General features: G+C 62.9%; 22 protein-coding genes. 9 read left to right on the top strand and 13 right to left on the bottom strand.

The genetic code is table 11. From position 1 onward, the window contains the following. Positions 1-35: 35 nt before the first annotated feature. Complete coding sequence (locus NKH91_RS05490; protein ID WP_023720085.1) at positions 36-749, bottom strand: DNA-3-methyladenine glycosylase I; 714 nt, start codon at positions 747-749, stop codon at positions 36-38. An 84-nt stretch (positions 750-833) separates the two neighbouring features. Between NKH91_RS05490 and NKH91_RS05495 the strand changes: the two genes are divergently transcribed. Further along, a complete protein-coding gene (locus tag NKH91_RS05495; RefSeq protein ID WP_023720086.1) occupies positions 834-1,397 on the top strand; it encodes a DUF1003 domain-containing protein in 564 nt (187 codons plus the stop codon). Further along, complete coding sequence (locus NKH91_RS05500; RefSeq protein WP_023720087.1) at positions 1,394-1,981, top strand: DedA family protein; 588 nt, start codon at positions 1,394-1,396, stop codon at positions 1,979-1,981. Before NKH91_RS05495 ends, NKH91_RS05500 begins: the two co-directional genes overlap by 4 nt. Before the next feature lie 3 nt (positions 1,982-1,984). On the opposite strand, the gene NKH91_RS05505 is transcribed toward NKH91_RS05500, so the two are convergent. The 6 genes from NKH91_RS05505 to NKH91_RS05530 all read right to left on the bottom strand — a co-directional run bounded on the left by NKH91_RS05505 (position 1,985) and on the right by NKH91_RS05530 (position 8,970). After that, complete coding sequence (locus NKH91_RS05505; RefSeq protein WP_023720088.1) at positions 1,985-2,572, bottom strand: hemerythrin domain-containing protein; 588 nt, start codon at positions 2,570-2,572, stop codon at positions 1,985-1,987. 40 nt (positions 2,573-2,612) lie between these two features. After that, entirely contained in the window at positions 2,613-2,972 is a 360-nt protein-coding gene (locus NKH91_RS05510) for a diacylglycerol kinase (RefSeq protein ID WP_352844824.1), read from the bottom strand. Positions 2,973-3,048: 76 nt separating this feature from the next. Continuing rightward, a complete protein-coding gene (locus NKH91_RS05515; protein WP_352482212.1) occupies positions 3,049-3,468 on the bottom strand; it encodes a GFA family protein in 420 nt (139 codons plus the stop codon). A gap of 147 nt (positions 3,469-3,615) precedes the next feature. After that, positions 3,616-4,989: a class II 3-deoxy-7-phosphoheptulonate synthase gene (locus NKH91_RS05520; RefSeq protein WP_352482211.1), complete on the bottom strand. Its 1,374-nt coding sequence runs from the start codon at positions 4,987-4,989 to the stop codon at positions 3,616-3,618. Positions 4,990-5,168: 179 nt separating this feature from the next. Beyond that, complete coding sequence (mfd, locus tag NKH91_RS05525) at positions 5,169-8,669, bottom strand: transcription-repair coupling factor (protein WP_352495352.1); 3,501 nt, start codon at positions 8,667-8,669, stop codon at positions 5,169-5,171. A 13-nt stretch (positions 8,670-8,682) separates the two neighbouring features. After that, positions 8,683-8,970 carry a succinate dehydrogenase assembly factor 2 gene (locus NKH91_RS05530; RefSeq protein WP_023720093.1) on the bottom strand — a complete coding sequence of 96 codons (288 nt, stop codon included), beginning with the start codon at positions 8,968-8,970 and terminating at the stop codon, positions 8,683-8,685. A gap of 91 nt (positions 8,971-9,061) precedes the next feature. On the opposite strand from NKH91_RS05530, the gene recG reads away from it, so the two are divergent. Further along, positions 9,062-11,170: an ATP-dependent DNA helicase RecG gene (gene recG, locus NKH91_RS05535; RefSeq protein WP_352482208.1), complete on the top strand. Its 2,109-nt coding sequence runs from the start codon at positions 9,062-9,064 to the stop codon at positions 11,168-11,170. Here the strand turns inward: recG and NKH91_RS05540 are convergent. Together NKH91_RS05540 and glmS are read right to left on the bottom strand one after the other, a co-directional pair. Continuing rightward, a complete protein-coding gene (locus tag NKH91_RS05540) occupies positions 11,122-11,874 on the bottom strand; it encodes a DUF502 domain-containing protein (RefSeq protein WP_031194320.1) in 753 nt (250 codons plus the stop codon). The two genes, recG and NKH91_RS05540, sit on opposite strands and share 49 nt — an antisense overlap. A gap of 80 nt (positions 11,875-11,954) precedes the next feature. After that, positions 11,955-13,778 carry a glutamine--fructose-6-phosphate transaminase (isomerizing) gene (glmS, locus tag NKH91_RS05545; protein ID WP_352844165.1) on the bottom strand — a complete coding sequence of 608 codons (1,824 nt, stop codon included), beginning with the start codon at positions 13,776-13,778 and terminating at the stop codon, positions 11,955-11,957. Between the two features lie 226 nt (positions 13,779-14,004). On the opposite strand from glmS, the gene NKH91_RS05550 reads away from it, so the two are divergent. Beyond that, positions 14,005-14,358 (top strand): hypothetical protein, encoded by a 354-nt coding sequence (locus NKH91_RS05550; protein WP_031194321.1) that lies wholly within the window; start codon positions 14,005-14,007, stop codon positions 14,356-14,358. Between the two features lies 1 nt (position 14,359). Here NKH91_RS05550 and glmU read toward each other — a convergent pair whose 3' ends face one another. Together glmU and NKH91_RS05560 are read right to left on the bottom strand one after the other, a co-directional pair. Continuing rightward, a complete protein-coding gene (glmU, locus tag NKH91_RS05555; protein ID WP_352844167.1) occupies positions 14,360-15,721 on the bottom strand; it encodes a bifunctional UDP-N-acetylglucosamine diphosphorylase/glucosamine-1-phosphate N-acetyltransferase GlmU in 1,362 nt (453 codons plus the stop codon). A 130-nt stretch (positions 15,722-15,851) separates the two neighbouring features. After that, positions 15,852-16,799: an AraC family transcriptional regulator gene (locus tag NKH91_RS05560; RefSeq protein WP_352482204.1), complete on the bottom strand. Its 948-nt coding sequence runs from the start codon at positions 16,797-16,799 to the stop codon at positions 15,852-15,854. Between the two features lie 129 nt (positions 16,800-16,928). Between NKH91_RS05560 and NKH91_RS05565 the strand changes: the two genes are divergently transcribed. Next, the gene (locus NKH91_RS05565; RefSeq protein ID WP_352844169.1) at positions 16,929-17,822 is read left to right on the top strand and encodes an SDR family oxidoreductase; all 894 of its coding nucleotides are present in this window, start codon (positions 16,929-16,931) and stop codon (positions 17,820-17,822) included. Positions 17,823-17,887: 65 nt separating this feature from the next. On the opposite strand, the gene NKH91_RS05570 is transcribed toward NKH91_RS05565, so the two are convergent. Continuing rightward, positions 17,888-18,634, bottom strand: coding sequence for a cytochrome c biogenesis CcdA family protein (locus tag NKH91_RS05570; RefSeq protein WP_023720100.1), 747 nt, complete (start codon positions 18,632-18,634; stop codon positions 17,888-17,890). Between the two features lie 197 nt (positions 18,635-18,831). Here NKH91_RS05570 and NKH91_RS05575 point away from each other — a divergent pair, with 197 nt between their 5' ends. Further along, complete coding sequence (locus NKH91_RS05575) at positions 18,832-19,209, top strand: COG4315 family predicted lipoprotein (RefSeq protein WP_352587018.1); 378 nt, start codon at positions 18,832-18,834, stop codon at positions 19,207-19,209. 141 nt (positions 19,210-19,350) lie between these two features. On the opposite strand, the gene NKH91_RS05580 is transcribed toward NKH91_RS05575, so the two are convergent. After that, positions 19,351-19,578 carry a hypothetical protein gene (locus NKH91_RS05580; RefSeq protein WP_023720101.1) on the bottom strand — a complete coding sequence of 76 codons (228 nt, stop codon included), beginning with the start codon at positions 19,576-19,578 and terminating at the stop codon, positions 19,351-19,353. Positions 19,579-19,654: 76 nt separating this feature from the next. Between NKH91_RS05580 and topA the strand changes: the two genes are divergently transcribed. Genes topA through NKH91_RS05595 form a run of 3 tightly spaced genes read left to right on the top strand, consistent with a single transcriptional unit; the run spans position 19,655 to position 25,098 of the window. Next, the gene (topA, locus tag NKH91_RS05585) at positions 19,655-22,270 is read left to right on the top strand and encodes a type I DNA topoisomerase (protein WP_352844171.1); all 2,616 of its coding nucleotides are present in this window, start codon (positions 19,655-19,657) and stop codon (positions 22,268-22,270) included. A gap of 6 nt (positions 22,271-22,276) precedes the next feature. Beyond that, the gene (gene rnr, locus NKH91_RS05590) at positions 22,277-24,583 is read left to right on the top strand and encodes a ribonuclease R (RefSeq protein ID WP_502898972.1); all 2,307 of its coding nucleotides are present in this window, start codon (positions 22,277-22,279) and stop codon (positions 24,581-24,583) included. Beyond that, positions 24,583-25,098 (top strand): DUF983 domain-containing protein, encoded by a 516-nt coding sequence (locus tag NKH91_RS05595; RefSeq protein ID WP_352844173.1) that lies wholly within the window; start codon positions 24,583-24,585, stop codon positions 25,096-25,098. Before rnr ends, NKH91_RS05595 begins: the two co-directional genes overlap by 1 nt. The last annotated feature ends 3 nt before the right edge of the window (positions 25,099-25,101 follow it).

Below are 25,101 nucleotides of genomic sequence, written 5' to 3' on the forward strand. Positions count from 1 at the left end.
GGGCAATGGCGTTCGTTTGGACCAAACAATCGGTCCTATTCGCCCATATATTCGCGTAGCGCCTCCGGCGGATGGTTCTCGCCGATCGACATTGCCAGAATGCGCGAAATGTGTCGGCGCGGCAGCTCGGTCTCCGCCGCCCAGGCGTTGATCTGCACCTGGATCTTGTCTAGGTCCTTCTTCGATGTCGGGCTCTGCGCGATGTCGAGCCCGGCGTCGCGCAGCGCTGCCGCCATGTCGGCCGAGACGATGAAGGCGTCCCACTCCAGCCAGCGCAGAAAATACTGGCCGGTATTGCCGCCGAGCCGGCTCCCGTGCTTGCCGAGATAAGCCATCAGCCCGACCTGATCGCCGGCCGGCCAGTCGGCGAGGAACTTGCCGAAGCTGCCATGCTCCTTCGACACGCGCTCGACGAAGGCTGCGTTGTCGCGTACCGACTTGATCTTCTGCGGATTGCGCACGATGCGCTTGTCGGCGGTGAGATCGTGCCAGAAATCGTCAGGCTGGAACAGCAGCCGCTTCGGCTCGAAGCCAAGAAATGCTTCCTCGAAACCTGGCCATTTCTGCTCGATGACGCGCCAGACGAAGCCGGCGGCAAAGACCCGTTCGGCCATGGTCGACAGGATCCGGTCATCCGCAATCTTTGCCAGCGCGGCATTGTCGGGCGTAGGGCCCAGCAGCGACGTCAGCGCTGCCTCACCGCCTTTGCGTTTCGCCGCACGGGCGCGAATCTTCTGAAAATCCACCATTGTTTCCTGACCCCATCGCGTCAATCTACCACTTCCCGTATGAACCGGCAGCTTCTACCTCTATCGCTGACGACGGAGGCGACGATGAACAAAACGATCGAGGACCTGGCAAACCGCTGGCTGAAGCGAAAGCCGGACGGCCTCAGCGCGCTCGAAAGCCGGGTGCTGCAATCAACGCTCGAGCGCACCACGATCTCCAAGGACACCAACAAGGCCGTCGCCTTTCACCAGACGTTTGGCGACCGCCTGGCTGACACCATCGCCCGGATCGGCGGTTCGTGGTCCTTCATCCTGACATTCATTGGCTTCCTGATCCTGTGGACGGCAGGCAATGTCTGGCTCTTGTCGCGCGCCGCCTTCGATCCCTATCCTTTCATCTTCCTCAATCTCGTGCTTTCCATGGTTGCTGCCCTGCAGGCGCCAGTGATCATGATGGCGCAGAACCGCCAGACCGAGCGCGATCGTATCGACGCCGCCCACGACTATGAGGTTAATCTCAAGGCCGAGATCGAGATCATGGCGTTGCATGAAAAGCTCGACGAACTGCGCCACAGCCAGATCATCGGCATGCGAGACGAGATCGCCCGGCTGGCCGAGCAGGTGAAGCGCATCGACGAGATTCTGTCGAAGCAGCGGACGTCTTCATGACGGAAGCCATTCATCGTCTCATTGAGCAATATGGGCTGGTCGCGGTTTTTCTGGGCTGCGTCGCCGAGGGCGAAAGCGCCGCCATCCTTGGCGGTTTCTTTGCGCATCAGCATGTCTTCGTCCCGTGGCAGGCCTTCCTCGCGGCGGCGCTCGGCGCCTTCGGTGGCGACACGTTCTTTTTCATCCTGGGACGGAGCTTCGCCGACCATAAATTCGTGATCGGACTCCGAGCCCGGCCAGGGTTCAGCCACGCCTACCGCCTTGTCACCTCTCATCCCAACATTTTCGTGCTGTCGAACCGCTACATCTATGGCCTGCGCCTGGTCGGTGGTATCGCAGCCGGGCTGTCGGGCATCGCCGCAGCGCGCTTCGTCATCCTCAACGCCATCTCGTCGGTAGTCTGGGCGGCACTGTTCTGCACTGTCGGTTATGTCTTCGGGCTGGGCGCGGAGCGCATCGTCGGCCAGGCGCTGGCCCGCCACGAGCGGTTGCTGATCGCCCTGGTCATCGGTCTCGTTGTGGCCATCCTCGGCTGGCTGGCGTCGCACGTCCTCGCCAAGAAGGAGCTTCGCAAGGGAAGCTGATCGTCAATCAATGCCGAGCGCGCGGTCGCCCTTCTCGAGGATCAGCGGAATGATCAGGTCTTCCTCGTCGGCAAGATGCCGGGTCAACATGGCGATCAGCCGGCTGTTCTCGTCGGCATAGGCATCGGCGGCGAAGCGCTGTTTGTCCTCGCTCTCCTGAAGCGTGCCGATGAAGGCATTTGCCGCCTCGGCATTGCGCTCCAGTCCCTCATGGATTGTGTGGTGATCGGCATCCAGGATTTCGAAGCCGCGCTTCAGACGAGTCTCGGCCCTGGCGAAGACCGGGAAATAGTGATGGTCCTCGACATTGTGGTGGCCATCGAGATTGCCGAGGAAATGATTGAGGCGCGGCGCGAACCAGCGTGCGAATTCCGGCGCGTTCAGCCTGCCCTCACGATAATCGCCAATGCCGTTGGTGAGCATGCCGCCAAGGTCGCGGAACATGTCGTGCCGCTGCAGCCACATATTGGCCATGCCGTGGATGTTGGCATGCGCCTGCCAGTCCTCGCGCGGATATTTTTCCACCAGCCAGCGCAGATCGTCCGGCAGGCCCTCACGTTCAAGCAGCAGAAATCCGGCGGTATCGGCCATATCGGTCTCCTCGATTAACCGGCATGTGGTGCCTGAAACCTCAGATCGGTACCCCAACGATGCGCTCGATGACTGCGACGCCCCAGACGCCGGCGACGATCACCACCGAAATCAGCACCGCCAGCGAACCGCAATCCTTGGCTAGCTGGATGTCGATGTTGAATTCGCGGCTGAACGCGTCGCATGCCGCCTCAATGCCGGTGTTCAGCACTTCGATCATGATCATGAGCAGCACCGCACCGATCAGCAGGGCATAGCCGCGCCACGATTCTGAAAGGAACCAGCCGAGCGGCAGCGCAAGCACAAGCAGGACCAGTTCCAGCTGGAAGGCCTCCTCGTCGGCGGCCAGTTTGCGAAACGCCCGCACCGAATTGTAAAAAGCGTCGATCAGCCGCTGCATGCCAAAACCCTTCGGAATCACCGGCAGGGGATAGCGCAATGGCTGGATCAAGGGAATAAGGCGGCCTCTTCAAAAATCAGCCGTCTGCTACCTTGATCGACGGCGTCGACTTCTCGAACTGCGGCAGCCCATCGTCGATCGCGTAGTAATCGCCCTTGTCGCCGACGAAGATATGACATTCCCCTTGAAGTCCGGTTGGCGCGTCGAACAGGCCGGCCATGACCGAAACGTAGCCACCCTCCATCGGTTTCCAGAACAGCAGCGATCCGCATGTCTTGCAAAAACCGCGCCTGGCAAACGAAGATGCCTCGTACCAGGTGACGTTCTCTGCGCCGGCGATTGTGATGTCGCGATCGGCGACGTTGGTCGCGGCATAAAAATGCCCGCTCTGCTTTCGGCACTGCGAGCAATGGCAGTAGATAACGCCGCGTAGCGGTCCTCGCGTCTGCAACCGCACTGCCCCGCACAAGCATGATCCGCTGTGACTGTCAGCCATCTCGGCCTCCCAATGCAATTGCCATCGCTTGGCAGGATTCCAGTTTTGCGCGCGTTACGCACGAGCAAATGCGACACCCGCCGGATTGAATACAAAAAGCGCCGGATTTCTCCGGCGCTTTTTCAATATATCAAAGTTCAGATCGCATCAGCCGTTGACGGCCTGCTTGTGCTGGACCGGATGGCTCTTCTTGAGCAGATCGGACACCAGGAAGGCCAGCTCGATCGCCTGGTCGGCATTGAGGCGCGGGTCGCAATGGGTGTGGTAGCGATCCTGCAGCTCTTCGGCGGTGATGGCGCGGGCACCACCGGTGCACTCGGTGACGTTCTTGCCGGTCATCTCGATGTGGATGCCGCCGGGATGCGTGCCTTCGACGCGATGCACCTCGAAGAAGGTCTGCACCTCCTTCAGGATGCGGTCGAACGGCCGTGTCTTGTAGCCGGCGGCCTCGATGGTATTGCCATGCATCGGATCCGACGACCACACCACGCTGCGGCCTTCCTTCTGCACCGCGCGCACCAGTTTGGGCAGATGTTCGGCGACCTTATCGGAACCGAAGCGGGCAATCAGCGTCAGCCGGCCAGGCTCGTTCTCCGGATTGAGCAGGTCGATGAGCTGCAACAGGCCGTCCGGCGTCAGCGACGGGCCACATTTCAGGCCGAGCGGGTTCTTGATGCCACGGCAGTATTCGACATGCGCGTGGTCGGGTTGGCGCGTGCGATCGCCGATCCAGATCATGTGGCCGGAGGTGGCGTACCAGTCGCCCGAAGTCGAATCGACGCGGGTCAGCGCCTCTTCATAACCGAGCAGCAGCGCTTCGTGGCTGGTGTAGAAATCGGTCTCGCGTAGCGCGTAATTGGTCTCCGAGGTGATGCCGACGGCCTTCATGAAGTCCATCGTCTCGGTGATGCGGTTGGCGAGCGACTCGTATTTCTCGCCCTGCGGGCTGTCGGACACGAAGCCGAGCATCCATTGATGCACGTTCTCCAGGCTGGCGTAGCCGCCCTGGGCGAAGGCGCGCAACAGGTTGAGCGTCGCCGCCGACTGGCGGTACGCCATCTCCTGCCGCGCAGGATCGGGAATGCGCGACTTGGCATCGAACTCGATGCCATTGATGATGTCGCCGCGATAGCTGGGCAGCGTCACACCGCCCTTGGTCTCATTGTCGGACGAGCGCGGCTTGGCGAACTGGCCGGCGACACGGCCGACCTTCACCACCGGCTGCGCGCCGGCGAAGGTCAGTACCACCGACATCTGCAAAAAGACGCGGAAGAAGTCGCGGATATTGTCGGCGCCATGCTCGGCGAAGCTCTCGGCGCAATCGCCACCCTGCAGAAGGAATGCGTCCCCGGCAGCGACGGCTGCAAGCTGCTTCTTCAGCTTGCGCGCCTCACCTGCAAAAACCAACGGCGGAAAGGTGGCGAGCTGGGCTTCCGTGTTCCTCAGCGCGACAAGGTCCGGATAGGCAGGAACCTGCTGGATCGGCTTAGCTCTCCACGAATTCGGCGACCATTTCGTCATCGAAGCACCCAACGCTCTTTCGCACGGACGCCATCGCCCGCCAATCCGCCCAATATGGGGTCGCGGCTCCATACACGAAGCCGATTTCCTATTCTAGACCGGAATTGGCCGCGTGGCGAATGGGCACGGCACGGTGAAAGTGCCGGTGCGGCTGTGCCCAGAGCACCCGCGACACCCTGCTACGCCGCCGCCTTCTCCACCAGCCGCGCCAACTGCGTCATGACAACCGCCGAGCCTGCCAGCCGCTTTTCGGGGGTCGGCCAGTCGCGGCTGAAGACGACGCTCTGGTCGGGCCGGATCTTGGCCAGCGAGCCCTGTTCGCCGATGAGCTTGACCAGCCCGACCGGATTGGGGAATTCCCGCTTGCGGAAATGGATGACGACGCCTTTCGGCCCGGCGTCGAGCTTCTCGACGTTGGCCTTGCGGCAAAGCGCCTTGATGAAGACGATCTTCAACAGATGTTTTACCTCTTCCGGCAGCGTCCCGAACCGGTCGATCAGCTCGGCGCCGAAAGCATCGATCTCTTCCGTATTTTCGAGATCGCCAAGACGGCGATAGAGCGCCAGCCTGAGCTGCAGGTCCGGGACATAGCTTTCCGGGATCATCACCGCTGTGCCGACGGCGATCTGCGGCGACCAGCCGCCGTCCTGCACCTCGCCGGAATCCTTCACTTCGGCCACCGCCTCCTCCAGCATCTGTTGGTAGAGCTCGAAACCAACCTCCTTGATGTGGCCCGACTGCTCTTCGCCGAGCAGATTGCCGGCGCCGCGGATATCGAGGTCGTGGCTAGCCAGTTGGAAACCGGCGCCGAGCGTATCGAGCGACTGCAGCACTTTCAGCCGACGCTCGGCTGTATCGGTGAGCTTGCGGTTGGCGGGCAGTGTGAACAGCGCGTAGGCGCGCACCTTCGAACGGCCGACACGGCCGCGCAGCTGATAGAGCTGCGACAGTCCGAACATATCGGCGCGGTGCACTATCAGCGTGTTGGCGGTCGGGATATCGAGGCCGGATTCGACGATGGTGGTCGACAAAAGCACATCGTACTGGCCGTCATAGAAGGCGTTCATGATGTCGTCGAGTTCGCCCGGCGGCATCTGGCCATGCGCCACCGCCACTTTCAGCTCAGGCACGGATTCGCGCAGAAAATCATGGATTTCCGCGAGATCGCTGATGCGCGGCACGACATAGAAGGAATGGCCGCCACGGTAGCGCTCGCGCAGCAACGTTTCGCGGATGACCAGCGGATCGAAGGGCGAGATGAAGGTGCGCACTGCCATGCGGTCGACCGGCGGCGTAGCGATCAGCGACAGCTCGCGCACGCCGGTCAAGGCAAGCTGCAACGTTCGCGGGATCGGCGTCGCCGACAAAGTCAGGACGTGGACGTCGGTCTTCAGGTCTTTCAGCCGTTCCTTGTGCTTGACGCCGAAATGCTGCTCCTCGTCGATGATCAGCAGGCCGAGATTCTTGAACGAGATCGAGGAGCCGAGCAGCGCGTGCGTGCCGACGACAATGTCAACCTGACCTTCGGCGATGCCCTTCTTGGCCTCGGCCAGTTCCTTGGCGCCGACCAGCCGCGAGGCCTGGGCGACACGGATCGGCAGGCCCGAGAAGCGCTGCGAGAAGGTCTTGAAATGCTGGCGCGACAACAATGTCGTCGGCACCACCACCGCCACCTGAACGCCTTCCATCGCCGCGATGAAGGCGGCGCGAAGTGCAACTTCGGTCTTGCCGAAGCCGACATCGCCGCAGATCAGCCGGTCCATCGGCTTTCCGGCGCCTAGATCATCCATGACCGAATCGATCGCCGTCTGCTGGTCATCGGTCTCCTCATAGGGAAAACGCGCTGCAAACTCGCCATAGAGGCCTTCCGCCGGCACCAGCGCCGGTGCGGCCCGCATCTGCCGCTCGGCGGCGATGCGGATCAGCTGCCCGGCCATGTCGAGCAGGCGCTTCTTCAGCCGCGCCTTGCGCGATTGCCAGGCGCCGCCGCCAAGCTTGTCGAGCGTCGCCTCGGCCGAATCCGAGCCATAGCGCGACAGCAGCTCGATGTTTTCCACAGGCAGGAACAGCCGATCATCGCCGGCATAGTGGATTTCGAGGCAATCGTGAGGCGCACCAACCGCCTCGATGGTACGCAACCCGATGAAACGGCCAATGCCATGATCGGAATGGACGACAATATCGCCCGAGGACAACGCCGAAGCCTCGGCGATGAAGTCGGACGCGCGCTTCTTGCGCTTCGAGCGTCGGATCAGCCGGTCGCCGAGAATGTCCTGCTCGGCGACAACGACCAGTTTCTCCGTCTCGAAGCCGGATTCGAGCGGCAGCACGGCCAGTCCCGCCTGCCCCGGCTCAAGCCTTTCGGCTTCGGCAAGCGTCGCCACCGGCTTCAGATTGCCAAGATGATGCTCGGCCAGGATCTGACCAAGCCGGTCGAGCGAACCCTCGGTCCAGCCGGCGACGATGACGCGGCGGCGTGCAGCGCGCTCGTCGGAAATGTGTTTTACGACGACGTCGAAAACGTTGGCGCTAGGGTCGGCGCGTTCCTCGACGAAGCTGCGGCCGTGGCGCGAGCCGGCATGGAACACCTTTTTCGCACCGGCATCGGGCGCATCGAACGACGTGAAGTCTATTGCTTCGCGCGGGCCAAGCGAGGCAATCAGGTTCTCTGGCGACAGATAGAGCAGATCCGGCGGCACCGGCTTGTAGGGCACCGCGTCCTTCAAGGCGCCGTCGGCCTGCTTCTTGCGCGCTTCGTAGTGGTCGAGGATCAGAGTGTGGCGCTCGGCCAGTGCCTCATGCGCCAGATGGTCGAAAACCACAGGCGCGTCGGGTAGATAGTCGAAGACGGTTTCCAGCCGCTCATAGAAGAACGGCAGCCAGTGCTCCATGCCGGCAAACCGCCTGCCCTCGCTGACCGCCGCATAGAGCCCATCGTCGCGCGAGGGTGCGCCAAAGGCTTCGATATAGGCACGGCGGAAGCGGCTGATGGTTTCCGGCGTCAGCGCCACCTCGCTCATCGCCTGCAACGCCATCGACTTGCGCTGGCCGGTGGTTCTCTGTGTTGCGGTGTCGAAGACGCGGATCGATTCCAGCGTATCGCCGAAGAAATCGAGGCGCAGCGCCTCCGCCCATCCGGGCGCGAAGAGATCGAGGATGCCGCCCCGCACTGCAAATTCGCCGATGCCGCGCACCGTCGGTACCCGCTCGAAGCCGGAAGTCTCCAGCCGCGACACCAGTACGTTCATGTCGATCTGGTTACCGGGCTTGGCGTGAAAGGTCTGCGCCTCGACGAGTTCCGCCGGCGGAATGCGCTGAAGCAACGCATTCGCGGTGGTGAGAATGACGGCGCGGTGCGGCCTCTTCGCCAGCGCAATCATTGCTGCCAGCGCATCGAGCCGCCTTGCGGCGGCATCGGCGCCGGGCGAGACGCGGTCGTAAGGCAGGCAATCCCAGGCCGGCAGTTCCAGCACCGGCAGGCCCGGCGCGGCAAAGGCAAGCGCCTCGACGATCGCCGGCAGACGCTGGCCGTCGCGTGCCACGAAAAGCACCGGCTTGTCAGGGGCGATCTCGTGCGCAGCCTGCACCAGCGCAAAGGCTTCGTAGCCGTCGGCGACGCCATCGACAATGAACTGGCCGGCGCGGCCTTTCGGCAGACCGATCGTAGGGATAAGGCTCATGGCTACACGTTGTTCAGAAGGTCATGTCCCGGCGCGAAGCCAGGATTTTTTGCAGGACGGCACAATCTATATCCGTCGGAACCGGGCGCTCGCCGGTGACGATAGGCAGGAATTCGGTGTCGGGAATGTCGAGAAGCCTCTCATATTGGTCGATTTCGTCGCCGGTCAAGGCGCCGATCTCGGCATCGGCGAAGCTGCCGAGTATCAGGTCCATCTCGCGCATGCCGCGGTGCCACGAACGAAACAGAAGCTTGCGGCGGCGGGTATCGAGCCCCTCGCTTGATCGAGTCGTTCCGGTCATCGTGCAACATCCTTGCCCAGGCGGCGCATATAGCGTGGATAGAAGGCGGTGTCAGCCTTGCGCTCCGGCCGGCGCAACATAAGCTGACATCATGCGTCCCTCCCTCCTCGATCCGCTGTTTGTCCCGATCACCTCGCTTGCTGGCGTCGGGTCGAAGGTTGGCGTATTGATCGAGAAAGTCGTGGCGGCGGATCTCGGCGACCGGGCAGCGCGCGCCGGCGACCTCTTGTTCGTGCTGCCGCATACTGTCATCGATCGCCGCAACCGGCCGGGCATCGCCGGTTCGGCCGAGGGCGCAATCGTCACGCTCGATGTGCGCATCGACCGCCACCAGCCGCCGCCGCGTGGCAACAGGTCGGTACCCTACCGGGTCTACGCCCATGACGACACTGGCGAGATCGCGCTGACCTTCTTCCATGCCCATGCCGCCTATCTCGAAAAAGCGATGCCCGTAGGCGAGCATGTCGTCGTCTCGGGCCGCATGGAATGGTTCAACGGCCGCCCGACCATGGTTCATCCCGACCATATCGCACTTGCCGGCGACGCAGAAAACCTCCCATTGGTCGAGCCGGTCTATCCGCTGACCGCCGGGCTCTCGGGCAAGGTGCTGCGCCGGGCGATTGGCCAAGCGCTGGCCCGCCTGCCGGTGCTGCCCGAATGGCAGGACGGCGAGTTCCGGCGCCGCCACGCCTTTCCTGCTTTCGGCGATGCGCTCACCCGGGTCCACAATCCTGCCGACCCGATCGACGTCTCCGTCGACGGCGCGGCGTGGCGGCGCCTTGCCTATGACGAGTTCTTGGCCGGCCAGGTATCGCTGGCGCTGGTCCGGGCCAAGGTCCGCCGATTATCGGGCCGGCCACTCGTTGGCGACGGCCGCATAGTCGAACAATTGCGCGCGGCACTCCCTTATTCGCTGACCATGTCGCAGGAAATGGCGCTTGCCGAAATCAACGCCGATCTTGGCGACCCCGAACGCATGCTGCGCCTTTTGCAGGGCGACGTCGGCTCCGGCAAGACGGTGATCGCGCTGCTTGCCATGGCGCGTGCCGTCGAGGCCGGCGGCCAGGCGGCATTGATGGCGCCGACCGAAATCCTGGCGCGCCAGCATCTCGCAACGATTGCGCCGTTGGCGGAACGGTCCGGCTTGCGCGTCGCCATCCTCACCGGCCGCGAAAACGGCCGCGAGCGCGCCGACACGCTGACCGGGCTGGCCAATGGCGACATCGACATCGTCGTCGGCACCCATGCGCTGTTCCAGCAAACGGTGACGTTCCATGACCTCGTGTTCGCCGTCGTCGACGAGCAGCACCGTTTCGGCGTCCACCAGCGCCTTGCCATCACCGCCAAGGGCGATGCGCCCGACATGCTGGTGATGACGGCAACGCCGATACCGCGGACGCTGGTGCTGACTGCCTTCGGCGACATGGACGTGTCGAAGCTGACGGAAAAGCCGGCCGGCCGCCAGCCGATCCGCACCGTCACCTTGCCGCTTGAACGGCTCGACGAGCTGATCGGCCGCATGCTCGACGCTGTCGCCGATGGCCAGAAAATCTACTGGATCTGTCCGCTGGTTGAGGAATCCGAGGAGATCAAGCTGATGTCGGCCGAGGACCGTTTTGCCTCGCTGAAGCCGCTGTTCGGTGATCGGATTGGCCTGGTGCATGGCCGCATGAAGGGCGCCGACAAGGACGAGGCGATGCGCGCCTTCAAGCAGGGTGAAACGCGCATCCTGATCGCCACCACGGTGATCGAGGTCGGCGTCGATGTGCCTGACGCAACAATCATGGTCATCGAGCATGCCGAGCGTTTTGGCCTTGCCCAGTTGCACCAATTGCGCGGCCGGGTCGGGCGCGGCGACAAGCCGTCGTCCTGCGTGCTGCTCTACAAGGACCCGATTGGCGAGACGGCCAAACGCCGGCTGTCGGTGATGCGCGAGACCGAGGACGGCTTCCGCATCGCCGAAGAGGATCTGAAGCTGCGCGGCGAAGGCGAGTTGCTCGGCACCCGCCAATCCGGCACGCCGGGCTTCCAGGTGGCGCGCATCGAGGCGCATGCCGACCTGCTCGAGGCCGCCCGCGACGATGCGCGGCTGATCCTGTCGCGTGATCCGGAACTGCAGTCCGAACGCGGCACGGCGCTGCGCCTGCTGCTCTATCTATTCGGCCGCGACGAGGCCGTGCGGCTCCTGCGCGCCGGCTGAGGCATCGCGTCGAGCGGCGGATTGGCGAGCGCGCCGTGGATCTGCTCGCCGTTCACCGTCACCATTTTGACCGCCGGCGCCACCAGGCCGGCCGAAACGATCAGCTTGGCTCCGTCCTCGATCGTCATGTCGAGCAGCACGATGTCGGATTTCGGTACATACATCAGAAAGCCCGTAGTCGGGTTAGGCGTACACGGCATGAACACCGCAATCAGCGGATCGCCTTGCTGGTCGAGCTTCTGGTTGATCTCGGTTTCCTTCTCGCTGGCGACGAAGACCAGCGACCAGACCCCCTTGCGCGGATATTCGACCAACCCGACCTGGCGGAACATGTCGCCCTTGTTCGACAGCACGGTCTCGAAAATCTGCTTCAGCGAACCGTAGATGCCGCGCACCAGCGGCATGCGGCCAAGCAGGCGCTCGCCGAAGTTGACGATGGCGCGACCGACGATATTGGCTGTCAGGAAACCGATAAAGGTGATGAGGATCAGGGCAACGATCAGCCCAAAACCCGGCACTGGAAACGGCAGGTAGGTGTCCGGATTGTAGCGTACCGGGATGTAGGGTTTCACCCAGGAATCGACCCAGCCGATAAGCGACCAGGCAATGTAGGCGGTGATCGCCAATGGCGCGCAAACGACGAAGCCGGTCAGGAAATAGTTTCTCAGCCGGGTCATGCCTGAGGTCTTGAGAGCATCCGACATGGTTCACCGCAGCGTGTGTTTGCAACGCGACACTACTGAACCCGAAGGCGCTTTGGAATTGCGAAGTTTTTAAACGAGACCTATTCCACCGTTACCGATTTCGCCAGGTTGCGAGGCTGGTCGACGTCCGTGCCCATGAACACGGCGGTGAAATAGGCGAGCATCTGGATCGGCAGCGCGTAGATGATCGGCGAGATGATTTCCGGCACGTCCGGCAAAACGATCGTCTCCATCGTCTTCACCGTAGCGTGTGCAGCGCCCTTGCTGTCGGTGATCAGGATGATCTTGCCGCCGCGCGCCGCCACCTCTTGCATGTTCGACACCGTCTTTTCGAAGATGCGGTCGTGCGGGGCGATGACGATGACAGGCATGTTCTCATCGATCAGTGCGATCGGCCCGTGCTTCAGCTCGCCGGCGGCATAGCCTTCGGCGTGGATATAGGAAATTTCCTTGAGCTTCAGCGCGCCTTCCATGGCCAGCGGAAAATTGGTGTCGCGGCCGAGGTAAAGTACATTCTTGTAGTGCGAGAGGTCGCGAGCGATCTTTTCGATCTGCCCATCGAGCTTCAGCACCTGGTTGGCGTAACGCGGCGCTTCGGATAGCGCGCGCACCAGTGTCTTCTCCTGCTCGGGCGAAATGGTCCCACGCGCCATACCAGCTCGCACCGCCAGCGAAGCCAGCACGGAGAGCTGGCAGGTGAACGCCTTGGTCGAGGCGACGCCGATCTCCGGGCCGGCCAGTGTCGGCAGGATGACGTCGGATTCCCGCGCCATGGTCGATTCGCGCACATTGACCACAACACCGATCTTCATGCCGGCCTTGCGGCAGTAGCGCAGCGACGCCAGTGTGTCCGCCGTCTCGCCCGATTGCGAGATAAAGAAGGCGGCATCGGTCTTCGACAGCGGCATCTCGCGGTAGCGAAACTCCGAGGCGACATCGATGTCGACCGGCAGCCGCGCATAGCGCTCGAACCAGTATTTGCTGATCAACCCGGCGAGATAAGCGGTGCCACAGGCCGAAATCGCCAGCCGGTCGATCTTGGCGAAATCGAATGGCAGGTCGAGCGGCTTCGAGACGCCACCGACGAAATCCACATAATATGCCAGCGTGTGCGAGATCACTTCCGGCTGTTCGTGGATTTCCTTTTCCATGAAATGGCGCCGGTTACCCTTGTCGACCATGAAGCTCGTGCTGAGCGACTGCTGGCGTTTGCGGTCGACCTTGTTGCCGTCCATGTCGAAGATGGCAACGTCGTTGCGGCGCACTACCGCCCAGTCGCCGTCTTCCAGATAGGTGATCGAGTTGGTGAACGGGGCAAGCGCGATGGCGTCGGAGCCCAGGAACATCTCGCCATCGCCATGTCCGACGGCCAGCGGCGGGCCATTGCGGGCGCCGACGATCAGATCCTCGTCGCCCTTAAACATGATGGCCAGCGCAAAGGCGCCTTCCAGCCGCTTCAGCGCCTGATGCGCGGCCTCGACCGGCTTCAGGCCCCTGGCCAGTTCGCGCGCCACCAGATGGGCGACGACCTCGGTGTCGGTCTGCGAGGAAAACGTATAGCCGTCGCGGATCAACTCATCGCGCAATTCGGCGAAATTCTCGATAATGCCGTTATGGACGATGGCGAGCCCGTCGGAAAAATGCGGATGCGCATTGGTCTCGTTCGGCACGCCATGCGTTGCCCAGCGCGTGTGGCCGATGCCGATCGTGCCACCGAGCGGTTCGTCCTTCAGCCGGCGCTCGAGATTGATCAGCTTGCCTTCGGCACGGCGACGGGCGAGATGGCCATGATCGATGGTCGCGACGCCGGCCGAATCATAGCCGCGATATTCGAGCCTTTTCAGCGCATCGACGATAAGCGGCGCGACCGGCGAGTTACCGACTATTCCAACGATACCGCACATGGCGCTTCCCCCGACTCTGACTTCAAACCCGGCACTATTTAGAGACTGCCTGGCGACCGCGAAAAATCACATTCCATTTCGTCCGGTATCAGCCGGACTATCCTGCACAGATGCACCATCACAGAGCGCTCTTGCAATCCGGTTACTGCAATTGCTCAGTTTCTCCGCTCATATATCCTATCTCGCCTCAAAGGCTCCTGAAATCAGTCAAAGACATGATGCGGCCATGAACGAACGAATTGACACGGTGACACTTTGGCGTCCGGTTGGGCCACGCGAACTGGAGTTGATCCAGAGTTCAGGGATGCGCGCCTTTCCTCCTCGACTTGCCGATCAGCCGATCTTCTATCCGGTAACGAGCGAGGCCTATGCCACCCAGATCGCCCGAGACTGGAATGTGCCCGCGAGCGGATCAGGTTTCGTGACCCGTTTCGAGGTGCGCCGCAGCTTTCTGGACCGTTACAGCGTCCAGCATGCCGGCAGCCGGGCGCATCTGGAATACTGGATCCCGGCCGAAGACCTGTCCGCCTTCAACGATGCAATCGTTGGGGAAATCCAGCTTGTCGCTGAGTTCCGTTAGGCTATCCTTTTTTGTGGGCAGCCGCGGCCGAAGCGAACCGTTCGCGCAACTCCTTGCCCTTGCCGGGCAGAGTCCGCTGGCGGGCACGGCCGAAGGCCAGTGCATCGTCGGGCACGCTTTCGGTGATGACGCTGCCCGAGGCGATGTAGCCGCCCTTGCCGATCGACACCGGCGCCACCAGCGAGGAATTCGAGCCGATGAAGGCGCCCTCGCCGATATCGGTGAAGAATTTCGAATAACCGTCATAATTGCAGGTGATGGTGCCGGCGCCGATATTGGCGCCTGCGCCGATGCGGGCATCGCCGATATAGGTCAGGTGGTTGACCTTGGCGCCCTCCTCGACGATCGCTTGCTTTACCTCGCAGAAATTGCCGACCTTGGCTTTGTTTCTCAGATCGGCCCCGGGCCGCAGCCGCGCGAACGGCCCGACATCGCAATTCGACGCGATGGTTGCGCCTTCGATATGGCTGAAGGCATGGATCTTGGCGCCCGTGGCGATTTTCACGCCCGGCCCGAACCAGACATTGGGCTCGATGATCGTATCGGCGCCGATATCGGTGTCGTGCGAGAAGAACACGGTTTCTGGCGCAATCAGCGTCACGCCGGAAAGCATCGCTTCATGCCGCCGGCGCGCCTGCCAGATGCCTTCCGCCTGGGCAAGCTCGGCGCGGTTGTTGATGCCGAGCGCATTTTCGAAACTGGCTTCGATGGCGACGACATCAAGTCCTTGCGCAGCGGCGATCTCGACGATGTCGGTGAGATAATACTCGCCCTTGGCGTTCTTGCTGCCGACTTGATCGAGCAGCTTCAGCGCATGCCTGCCGGCGACCGCCATCAGCCCGCCATTGCAGAAGGTGATTTTCTTCTCCTCGTCCGAACAGTCCTTCTCCTCGCGGATGGCGACGAGCTTGCCGGCCTTTTCGATAAGCCGGCCGTAGCCCGAAGGATTTTCCGTACGGAAGCCGACCACGACGACAGCCGCACCTTCGGCCAGCTTCAGCCGCGCCGCCGCCAGTGCTTCCGGATCGATTAACGGCGTGTCGCCAAACATCACCAGGATGTCATCATAACCCCTTGATATCGCTGCCCGCGCGGCAAGCACGGCGTGCGCGGTGCCGAGGCGCTTTTCCTGAACAAAAGTCTCGACCTTCGGCGCGAACTTGAGTGCCGCCTTGCGCATCTCGTCGGCGCCATGGCCGATCACCAGCGCCAGCTCACCGCTGCCGGCGGCTTCAGCCGCCTTGACGACGTGGGCAACCATTGGCAGGCCGGCGATTGTGTGCAGCACTTTCGGCACCGCACTCTTCATGCGCGTGCCTTCACCGGCAGCGAGGATGATGGACAGGCAGGATCTCTGGCTCATGGGGACAGCAACCGTTGAAAGGAGTCTGGAATCGAAGCGTTAGTAGCACCGGCGCCATGCTGCACCAATGCGGTTAAATTCCGGTGAGACGGTGGAACCTCCAACCCGCGAGACGCTCAAGCCGATCGGCTCAGGCGGCTTCCGCCTCGTTGCGTGATGCGAAGCCGGGGGCTCGGCCACGACCGTATTGCCGTGGCGAACAGTTCATGACCCGCTTGAAGGCTGTGCTGAAGGCGCTTTCGGATTCGTAACCGAGCGACAGCGCGATGACGGCGACGGGATCGCTGGAATTCGTCAGCCGGTCGCCGGCCAGCAGCATTCGCCAGCGCGTCAAATAGTCCATGGGCGATGCGCCGACCGTCTCCTTGAATCTAAGCGCAAAGGTCGATCGCGACATGCCGGCCCGTTCCGCCAGCTCCTGTAACGTCCAGCCATGCGCCGGATCGTCGTGCATGGCGCTGATCGCCGCGCCCATCTGTTTGTCCGCCAGGGCAAAGAGCCAGCCGATGCCACCTTTCAATCCTTCCGAAAGATGCAGCCGCAGCGCCTGAACCAGCATCATGTGGGCGAGGTGCCGGATCACCAGAAAGCCGCCCGGTTGTGGCTCGCGCAGCTCCTGCATCATCCGCTCCACCGACCAGCGCAGCGCAGACTGGTCCGACTCTTTGCGGATATGCACAATGGCTGGCAGCATCCGCAACAGGATGCCGGCATGATTGCCGCCAAGCGCGAAGCGGCTGCTGACCAGAAAGAAATCACCGCCGCCATTGTGGGTCACGACACCGCCGGCTCGCGCTGGCGGAAAAATCTTGACGGCTTCAACAGGCGCCAGGCCCATGTCGCTTGCAAGGCGGAAAGGCCGTCCGCTCGGCAGCAGGAAACAGTCCCCCGTCTCAAGGTGCACTGCGTCGGCAACGCCCTCCACCGACAGCCAGCACCGGCCCGAGACCACCGCTCCCGTCTTGATGCTTTGCTGCTGGTCGGGGAACTGGATCGACCATTCACCACCTGCATCGAAGCCGGCCGACATATAGTTTCGCGGCTTCAGCAGCGAGAGCACATCTGAAAGGGGATCCATGGGTCATTCCGGACGATTGCGAAGATAATACGCACTTTACCGCATAGATCGTATTTTCTCAAGCGCCTATCACGACGTCAGCGGGCCGCGAACATGGTCGTGGTCAGAAATGAACAAGGAGAAGTCGTGATGCGTGTTTTCGTTACCGGAGCGACCGGATTCGTCGGTTCTGCCGTCGTTCAAGAACTCATCGGCGTCGGCCATCGGGTGCTCGGCCTCGCCCGCTCAGAGGCGTCGGCCAAGTCGCTTGCCGCCACTGGGGCCGAGGTGCATCGAGGCGACCTCGAAGACCTGGAGAACCTGCGCAGGGGTGCGGCAGCCGCCGATGCGGTGATCCACACCGGGTTCAACCACGACTTTTCGAAGTTCGCGCAAAACTGCGAAATGGACCGGCGCGCCATCGAGGCGATGGGCGGTGCACTCAAAGGCTCCGAGCGCCCCCTGCTCGTCACCTCCGGAACCGCGCTACAGGCGCGGGGCCGTATCGCGACGGAGGAAGATGCGCCTGTCCCCGCTTCCGCTTCGTATCCCCGCGCCTCCGAAGCGACAGCCGCCGCGCTGGCGGCACGCGGGGTGTGCGCGTCGGTTGTCCGCCTTCCGCCGTCGGTCCATGGCCAGGGCGACCACGCCTTTGTTCCGATCCTCATCGACCTTGCTCGCAAGAAGGGCGTGTCGGCCTATGTCGGCGAAGGGCTCAATCGCTGGCCCGCCGTGCATCGGTTCGATGCCGCCCGCATCTACCGGCTTGCGCTCGAGCATGGCGCCGGTGGCGGGCGCTATCACGCGATCGCCGAAGAAGGCGTGCCGTTCAAGGACATCGCCGGCGTGATCGGCCGGCGCCTGAACGTGCCGGTCGTCGCCAAGTCCGCCGAAGAGGCCGGCGATCATTTTGGCTGGTTCACGATGTTCGCGGCGATGGATGTCCCGACTTCAAGCGAGCGAACCCGCGCGCTGCTGGGCTGGGCGCCGAGCGGACCCGGGCTCATCGTCGATATCGACCAGCCAAGCTATTTCGGAGGCTGAACGGACACGTAGCTGTGGTACCTTGTGCCGCAGTTACGGCCTCGCGCCTCGGCCGGGCGGCAAACCTATCCCAATTGCCCCAGCACCGGAAAATTCTCGAGCAACCAATAGGACGCCGCCTGCACGCCGCCGGTCAGGAAAAACACGCCGGCCACGACCAGCAGCGCGCCGATGGCTTTTTCGACGCGGCCGAGATGGACGCGGAATTTCCCGAGAAAGCGCATGAAGGCGCCGGAAAACAGCGCCGCGACCAGGAACGGTATGCCGAGGCCGAGCGAGTAGGCGGCAAGCAGCAGCGCGCCCTCGCCCACCGTCTCGCGGCCGCCGGCAAGCGTCAGGATCGGCCCCAGCACCGGGCCGATGCAGGGCGTCCAGCCAAAGGCAAAGGCCAAGCCCATGACGTAAGCGGCGATCAGGCTGGCCGGCTTGCCTTGTGACTGGAAGCGCGCCTCGCGTGAAAGCAAAGGGATGCGCAATACGCCGAGGAAATTCAGCCCCATCAGGATGATCAGCACTCCGGCCGCCATTGCCAGCGGCTCCTGCCAGACCCGTAGCAGATGGCCGATAGTGGAGGCGCCGGCGCCCAGCGCGACGAAGACGGTCGAGAAGCCGAGCACGAAGGCGATGGAGGAATTAACCAGCGCGCCTCGCGCGCCAGCCTTTGCCGCAATGCCGGCTTCGCCGCGGAAATCGTCGACCGACACGCCGGCCATGTAGCACAGATAGGGCGGCACCAACGGCAGCACGCAGGGTGACAGGAACGAAATCGCTCCCGCCCCGATCGCGCTGACATAGCCGACGTCCAATGCCATTTCCGTCTCCCGATGACTGCGCAGCCATATAGCCGCGACAACGGCCATCCGCCAATCACCATCGCGTGGCCCCAGCAAGTCGTCGCCCTCGCCTGGATCTATGGAAAACAGCCCGGGAAGAAAGGGCCGCCATGCAGCGTTGATCAAACGAAGCGCGTTGTTCCGCGCGCTTTTTCGAATCATCCAAGGAGAAGTCCATGAAAACGATCGCAATCGGCATGGCCGCGCTTTTGCTCGGCACCGTCGTGTCCTACGCCGCCGAGGCGTGGAAGGAAGCAGAAGTCGGCGGCACCAAGATCTACACCGACGCCAGCGGCATGACGCTCTACACCTATGACAAGGACGAGGCCGGCAAGTCGAATTGCTACGACAAATGCGCCGCCAATTGGCCGCCACTGAAAGCTGACGCCAACGCCAAGGCCGAGGGCGAATGGACGATCGTCGACCGCACCGACGGCACCAGGATGTGGGCCTATGAAGGCAAGCCGCTCTACACGTTCATCAAGGACAAGAAGGCCGGCGATGTCACCGGCGAGGGCGTCGGCGGCGTCTGGCATATCGCCAAAGCCGACTGAGCCTTGAGCCTCTGATCCGCTGTAACAGGCGGTAATACGGCTGGTCGCCGGGACGTTGACCCAACCACCCGGCGGCCAGCTTTTCAGCACAGCAATTCCGTGCGACTGTCCGAGCAAATGCCGGGCTGCATATTGCGCAGTTCACAGCGTCTGTTCAAGCAGGGCTGGCGCGTGCTCGATGTTTCTCTTATATCCGCGGGAGAGTTTGTCCCGTTCTCCAGGATCAATTGCCGGGTTTGTCCAGCGATAGGCTGCCCATTTCCCTTGTCCAGGATTGCGGAAATCGCAAGGCGCGCCGTTGGGTTGCGCATTCGGTGCAGGGCCGCATTTTGACTGCTTGGCCTTGACCGGATGCAAAAGCGCGGCCATGTGAGCGACACATTGAACGAGATTTCGTCGCGCGCAGCGGAATTCTTCTGCCGCATCACAACTGATATGAGACCGTATGGACGTCGTCGTCGTCGAATCGCCGGCCAAGGCGAAGACAATTAACAAGTACCTGGGCAAGAACTACAAGGTTCTGGCCTCGTTCGGCCATGTCCGCGATCTACCGGCCAAGGATGGCTCGGTGCGCCCGGATGAGGACTTTGCCATGTCCTGGGCCGTCGACACCGCGTCTGGAAAGCGTCTCGCCGATATCGCCAAGGCAGTCAAGGACGCCGACGGGCTGATCCTCGCCACCGATCCGGACCGTGAGGGCGAAGCGATCTCCTGGCATGTCCTGGAAGTGCTGAAACAGAAGCGCGCGTTGAAGGACAAGCCGGTCAGCCGCGTCGTCTTCAATGCCATCACCAAGGCGTCGGTGCTGGAGGCGATGGCCAATCCGCGCCAGATCGATGCGCCGCTGGTCGATGCCTATCTCGCCCGCCGCGCGCTCGACTATCTGGTCGGCTTCACGCTGTCGCCGGTGCTGTGGCGCAAGCTGCCCGGCGCCCGCTCGGCCGGCCGCGTCCAGTCGGTGGCACTGCGTCTGGTCTGCGACCGCGAATCCGAGATCGAGCGCTTCATTCGCGAGGAATACTGGCAGGTCGCCGCCATCCTCGGCACGCCGCGCAAGGAAAATTTCGAGGCGCGGCTGACCGCCTTCGAGCGCAAGAAGCTGCAAAAGCTCGACATTTCCAACAAGGCGCAGGCCGACGACATCAAAGCGATGCTCGAAGGCGCCAGCTTCAAGGCAGTGTCGGTCGAAGCCAAGCCGACCAGGCGCAATCCCGGCCCGCCCTTCACCACCTCGACGCTGCAGCAGGCAGCCTCATCGGGTCTCGGCTTTTCGGCCAACCGCACCATGCAGGTGGCGCAGCGGCTTTATGAGGGCATGGAGATCGGCGGCGAGACCACCGGCCTGATCACCTACATGCGAACCGACGGCGTGCAGATGGCGCCGGAGGCGATCTCTGCCGCACGCGATGCGATTGCCAAGGAATTCGGCCCTAAATACCTGCCTGAAAAGCCGCGCGTCTATTCCGCCAAGGCCAAGAATGCCCAGGAGGCGCACGAAGCGATCCGTCCGACCGATTTCATGCGCACGCCGGCTTCCGTCAGGCAGTATCTCGACGCCGACCAGGCGCGGCTTTACGAGATGATCTGGAAACGCGCCATCGCCAGCCAGATGCAGCCGGCCGAGATCGAGCGCACCACGGTCGAGATCGAGGCGATCAACGGTTCGCGTACCGCCGAGCTTCGTGCTGTCGGCTCGGTTGTTCGCTTCGACGGCTTCCTTGCCGCTTACATCGAGCAGAAGGAAGAAGATTCGGAAGACGAAGAAAGCCGCCGCCTGCCCGAGATCCGTGCCGGCGAGCAGCTCGCTCGCGAGGCGATCAACGCCACCCAGCACACCACCGAGCCGCCGCCGCGCTATTCCGAGGCGTCGCTGATCAAGAAGCTGGAAGAACTGGGCATTGGCCGCCCGTCGACCTATACGGCGATCCTCAAGACGCTCGAGGATCGCGATTACGTCACCATCGACAAGCGCAAGCTGGTGCCGCAGGCCAAGGGCCGGCTATTGTCGGCTTTCCTCGAAAGCTTCTTCGAGCGTTATGTCGAGTACGACTTCACCGCTTCGCTCGAGGAGAAACTCGACGAAATCTCCGACGGCAAGCTAGCCTGGAAGGATGTGCTGCGCGATTTCTGGAAGGATTTTTCCGGCGCCGTCGCCGACATCAAGGAGCTGCGCGTCACCGACGTGCTCGATGCGTTGAACGAGGAACTGGCGCCGCTGGTGTTTCCCGCGCGCGAGGATGGCTCCAACCCCCGCATATGCCCGAAATGCGGCACCGGCAACCTGTCGCTCAAGCTCGGCAAGTTCGGCGCCTTCGTCGGCTGCTCGAACTATCCCGAATGCTCCTTCACCCGCCAGCTCGGTGACGCCGCCAATCCCAATGGCGAGAACGGCAGCGGCGAAGACGGCACCAAGGTGCTCGGCAAGGACCCCTATACGGCCGAGGAGATCACGCTGCGCAATGGCCGGTTCGGCCCCTATATCCAGCGCGGCGACGGCAAGGATGCCAAGCGCTCCAGCCTACCCAAGGGCTGGACTGTCGATTCGATCGATCACGAAAAGGCGCTCGCCCTGCTGTCGCTGCCGCGCGACGTCGGCAAGCATCCGGAATCCGGCAAGATGATTTCGGCCGGGCTGGGGCGCTACGGGCCGTTCGTGCTGCATGACGGCACCTACGCCAATCTCGACAGCATCGAGGACGTGTTCTCGATCGGCCTCAATCGCGCCGTCTCGGTGATCGCCGAGAAGCAATTGAAAGGCAAGGGCGGCCGCAATGGCGGCACAGCCGCTGCTCTGAAGGAGCTTGGCGAGCATCCTGCCGGCGGCGGCAAGATCGTCGTGCGTGACGGCAAATACGGGCCTTATGTGAATTTCGGCAAGGTCAATGCGACCCTGCCGAAGGGCAAGGATCCGCAATCGGTGACGGTCGAGGATGCGGTGGCGCTGATTGCGGAAAAGGAAGCCAAGGGCGGCAATGGCGGCAGAAAGCCGTTCCGCAAAGCGGCCGCGCCTGCGAAGAAACCAGCAGCGGCCAAAAAACCGGCGGCCAGGAAAAAGGGATAGGACGGGTTGGCGCGCAAAGTCTCCGGAAGAAGCCACGGCGATCTGCGCACCGCCGATACCCGTGCCAAGGTCAGGGACAACTACCGGCCTTCGCGTGACGAGATACTGCGTTACATCGCAGAAAATCCAGACCGCGCCGGAAAACGCGACATCGCCAAGGCGTTCGCGCTGCGCGGCGAAGACCGTATCTGGCTGAAGGACATGTTGCGCGACTTGCAGGACGAAGGCCTGCTGACCAAGGAGCGCAAGCGGCTTGCCCGCGTCGGCGCCCTGCCCCACGTCGCGGTGCTCGACATCTTTGGCCGCGACGCCGACGGCGTGCTGCTGGCGCACCCGACCGAAGCGATCGGCAATGGCGAACCTCCGGTCATAGCGATCCGCGTGTCGCGCGGCGGCAATGGCCCGACGCCTGGCATCGGCGACCGGGTTTTGGCCAAGACCTTTCCAACCGACGATCCGGCAGGCCCGGCCTATACCGGCCGGGTGATGAAGATCTTCGAGAAGCGCACCGATGCGGTTCTCGGCGTTTTCCGTGTGCTGAAGGACGGCACGTTCCGCATCGAGCCGGTGGAAAGGCGCCAGCCGGAGCTGGTCGTCGACAAGGAATTCCAGAACGGCGCCAAGAATGGCGACCTGGTCGAGGTCGAGCCGGCGCGGGCCTCCCGTTACGGGCTGCCGAGAGCCAAGGTGCTGGCGGTATTGGGCTCCTTGACCAGCGAAAAGGCGGTCTCGATGATCGCCATCCACGCGCACGACATTCCGCATATTTTTCCCCTCGACGTCATCGCCGAGGCAGAGGCGGTCAAGCCGGCGACGCTTGCCGGCCGCGAGGATTGGCGCGAGCTGCCGCTGCTCACCATCGATCCGTCCGACGCCAAGGATCATGACGACGCGGTGTTCGCCATGCCCGACACCGACGAGACGAACGCCGGCGGCGTGATCGTCACCGTCGCCATTGCCGATGTCGCCGCCTATGTGCGCTATGGCACGGCGCTCGACCGCGAAGCGCTGAAGCGCGGCAATTCGGTCTATTTCCCCGATCGTGTCGTGCCGATGCTGCCGGAGCGCATCTCGAACGACCTCTGTTCGCTGCGCGAGGCCCAGGATCGTCCGGCGATAGCGGTGCGCATGACTTTCTCGGCTGATGGCCACAAACTCAGGCACTCCTTCCATCGCATCATGATGAAGTCGGCGGCGAAACTCGCGTATCAGCAGGCGCAAGCGGCGATCGACGGCGCACCGGACGACACGACTGGCCCGATCCTCGATGCGGTGCTGAGGCCGCTATGGGACGCTTACGCGATCCTGAAGCGCGGCCGCGACACGCGCCAGCCGCTCGAGCTCGATCTGCCGGAGCGCAAGATCCTGCTCAAGCAGGACGGCACCGTCGACAAGGTCGTCGTGCCGGAGCGGCTCGACGCGCACAAGCTGATCGAAGAGTTCATGATCCAGGCCAATGTCGCCGCCGCCGAGACGCTGGAGGCGAAGCGGCAGGCGCTGGTCTACCGCATCCACGATGCGCCTTCGCTCGCCAAGCAGGAATCGCTGCGCGAATTCCTGCAGACGCTCGGCCTGTCACTGACGCGCGGTGCGCAGATGCGGCCGAACCAGTTCAACGGCATCCTCGCTCGCGTGCGCGGCGCCGACAATGAGGGACTGGTCAACGAAGTGGTGCTGCGCTCGCAGAGCCAGGCTGAATATTCGCCTGCCAATATCGGCCATTTCGGCCTCAACCTGAAGCGCTACGCGCATTTCACCTCGCCGATCCGCAGATATGCCGACCTGATTGTGCATCGTGGGCTGATTGCCGCACTCGGCCTTGGTCCGGGCGGCCTGACGCAGGACGAGGCGGAGCGGCTGGAGGAGGTCTCGGCGCTGATCTCGGCGACCGAGCGGCGCGCCATGGCCGCCGAGCGCGACACGGTCGACCGGCTGATCGCCGCCTATCTCGCCGAGCGCATCGACGACCGTTTCGACGCCCGCATCTCGGGCGTCACCAAATCGGGCCTGTTTGTCCAATTGCCGCAGTATGGGGCGGATGGCTTCATTCCGGTTTCAACCCTGGGCGGCGACTACTATATATACGACGAAACTGCTCGATCGCTTTTCGGAGAACGCACCGGCAAGGGCTATCAGCTTGCCGATCGCGTCGAGGTTCGCCTGATCGAGGTGGCGCCGATGGCCGGTGCGATGCGTTTCGAGATGCTGACCGAGCCAAAGCCGCTGCCCGGCTCCAAACGGTCGTTCCATAAGGCCAAAAGCCGCGCCCGGGCGTCGCAATCGCGTCCAGGCACGCGCGGCAGGAGACGGTAATGCCAACAGAACTGCAGGTGGAAGAACGGGTCTTCGGCGGCGAACATCACTCGGGCCGGACCGCCCGGCCACTATTGACGGCAATGAAGCGCGGCATGCTCGGCCGCTGCCCGCATTGCGGCGAGGGAAAGCTGTTTCGCGCCTTCCTCAAGACCGTCGACAAATGCGGTCACTGCGGCGAGGAACTTCACCACCATCGCGCCGACGACCTGCCGGCCTATCTTGTGGTGGTCATTGTCGGCCATATCGTGCTCGGCGCCTTCATGGGTGTCGAGGCGACCTCGACGCTGTCGACCTGGCAGCACATTGCCATCTGGGTGCCATTGACCATCATTCTCGCCGTCGTCCTGCTGCAACCGGTCAAGGGCGCTGTCATCGGCCTGCAATGGGCGTTTTATATGCACGGCTTTGGCGGTGAAGAAGATCTGATCGAGTCGCATCCCGGGCTTGAGACCGAGGCTGGCGCAAATCGGCATGGCTGGACGCCACTTTCGCATCGGAGAAGATTCCGCTAGGTC

Origin of the sequence: Mesorhizobium sp. M0894, from assembly GCF_040319725.1 — a bacterium.
Taxonomy (GTDB): domain Bacteria; phylum Pseudomonadota; class Alphaproteobacteria; order Rhizobiales; family Rhizobiaceae; genus Mesorhizobium.

Coding starts and splice junctions, on each gene's coding strand:
- NKH91_RS05490 (WP_023720085.1), bottom strand. CDS start 749: ATGGTGGATTTTCAGAAGATTCGCGCCCGTGCGGCGAAACGCAAAGGC.
- NKH91_RS05495 (WP_023720086.1), top strand. CDS start 834: ATGAACAAAACGATCGAGGACCTGGCAAACCGCTGGCTGAAGCGAAAG.
- NKH91_RS05500 (WP_023720087.1), top strand. CDS start 1,394: ATGACGGAAGCCATTCATCGTCTCATTGAGCAATATGGGCTGGTCGCG.
- NKH91_RS05505 (WP_023720088.1), bottom strand. CDS start 2,572: ATGGCCGATACCGCCGGATTTCTGCTGCTTGAACGTGAGGGCCTGCCG.
- NKH91_RS05510 (WP_352844824.1), bottom strand. CDS start 2,972: ATGCAGCGGCTGATCGACGCTTTTTACAATTCGGTGCGGGCGTTTCGC.
- NKH91_RS05515 (WP_352482212.1), bottom strand. CDS start 3,468: ATGGCTGACAGTCACAGCGGATCATGCTTGTGCGGGGCAGTGCGGTTG.
- NKH91_RS05520 (WP_352482211.1), bottom strand. CDS start 4,989: ATGACGAAATGGTCGCCGAATTCGTGGAGAGCTAAGCCGATCCAGCAG.
- mfd (WP_352495352.1), bottom strand. CDS start 8,669: ATGAGCCTTATCCCTACGATCGGTCTGCCGAAAGGCCGCGCCGGCCAG.
- NKH91_RS05530 (WP_023720093.1), bottom strand. CDS start 8,970: ATGACCGGAACGACTCGATCAAGCGAGGGGCTCGATACCCGCCGCCGC.
- recG (WP_352482208.1), top strand. CDS start 9,062: ATGCGTCCCTCCCTCCTCGATCCGCTGTTTGTCCCGATCACCTCGCTT.
- NKH91_RS05540 (WP_031194320.1), bottom strand. CDS start 11,874: ATGTCGGATGCTCTCAAGACCTCAGGCATGACCCGGCTGAGAAACTAT.
- glmS (WP_352844165.1), bottom strand. CDS start 13,778: ATGTGCGGTATCGTTGGAATAGTCGGTAACTCGCCGGTCGCGCCGCTT.
- NKH91_RS05550 (WP_031194321.1), top strand. CDS start 14,005: ATGAACGAACGAATTGACACGGTGACACTTTGGCGTCCGGTTGGGCCA.
- glmU (WP_352844167.1), bottom strand. CDS start 15,721: ATGAGCCAGAGATCCTGCCTGTCCATCATCCTCGCTGCCGGTGAAGGC.
- NKH91_RS05560 (WP_352482204.1), bottom strand. CDS start 16,799: ATGGATCCCCTTTCAGATGTGCTCTCGCTGCTGAAGCCGCGAAACTAT.
- NKH91_RS05565 (WP_352844169.1), top strand. CDS start 16,929: ATGCGTGTTTTCGTTACCGGAGCGACCGGATTCGTCGGTTCTGCCGTC.
- NKH91_RS05570 (WP_023720100.1), bottom strand. CDS start 18,634: ATGGCATTGGACGTCGGCTATGTCAGCGCGATCGGGGCGGGAGCGATT.
- NKH91_RS05575 (WP_352587018.1), top strand. CDS start 18,832: ATGAAAACGATCGCAATCGGCATGGCCGCGCTTTTGCTCGGCACCGTC.
- NKH91_RS05580 (WP_023720101.1), bottom strand. CDS start 19,578: ATGGCCGCGCTTTTGCATCCGGTCAAGGCCAAGCAGTCAAAATGCGGC.
- topA (WP_352844171.1), top strand. CDS start 19,655: ATGGACGTCGTCGTCGTCGAATCGCCGGCCAAGGCGAAGACAATTAAC.
- NKH91_RS05595 (WP_352844173.1), top strand. CDS start 24,583: ATGCCAACAGAACTGCAGGTGGAAGAACGGGTCTTCGGCGGCGAACAT.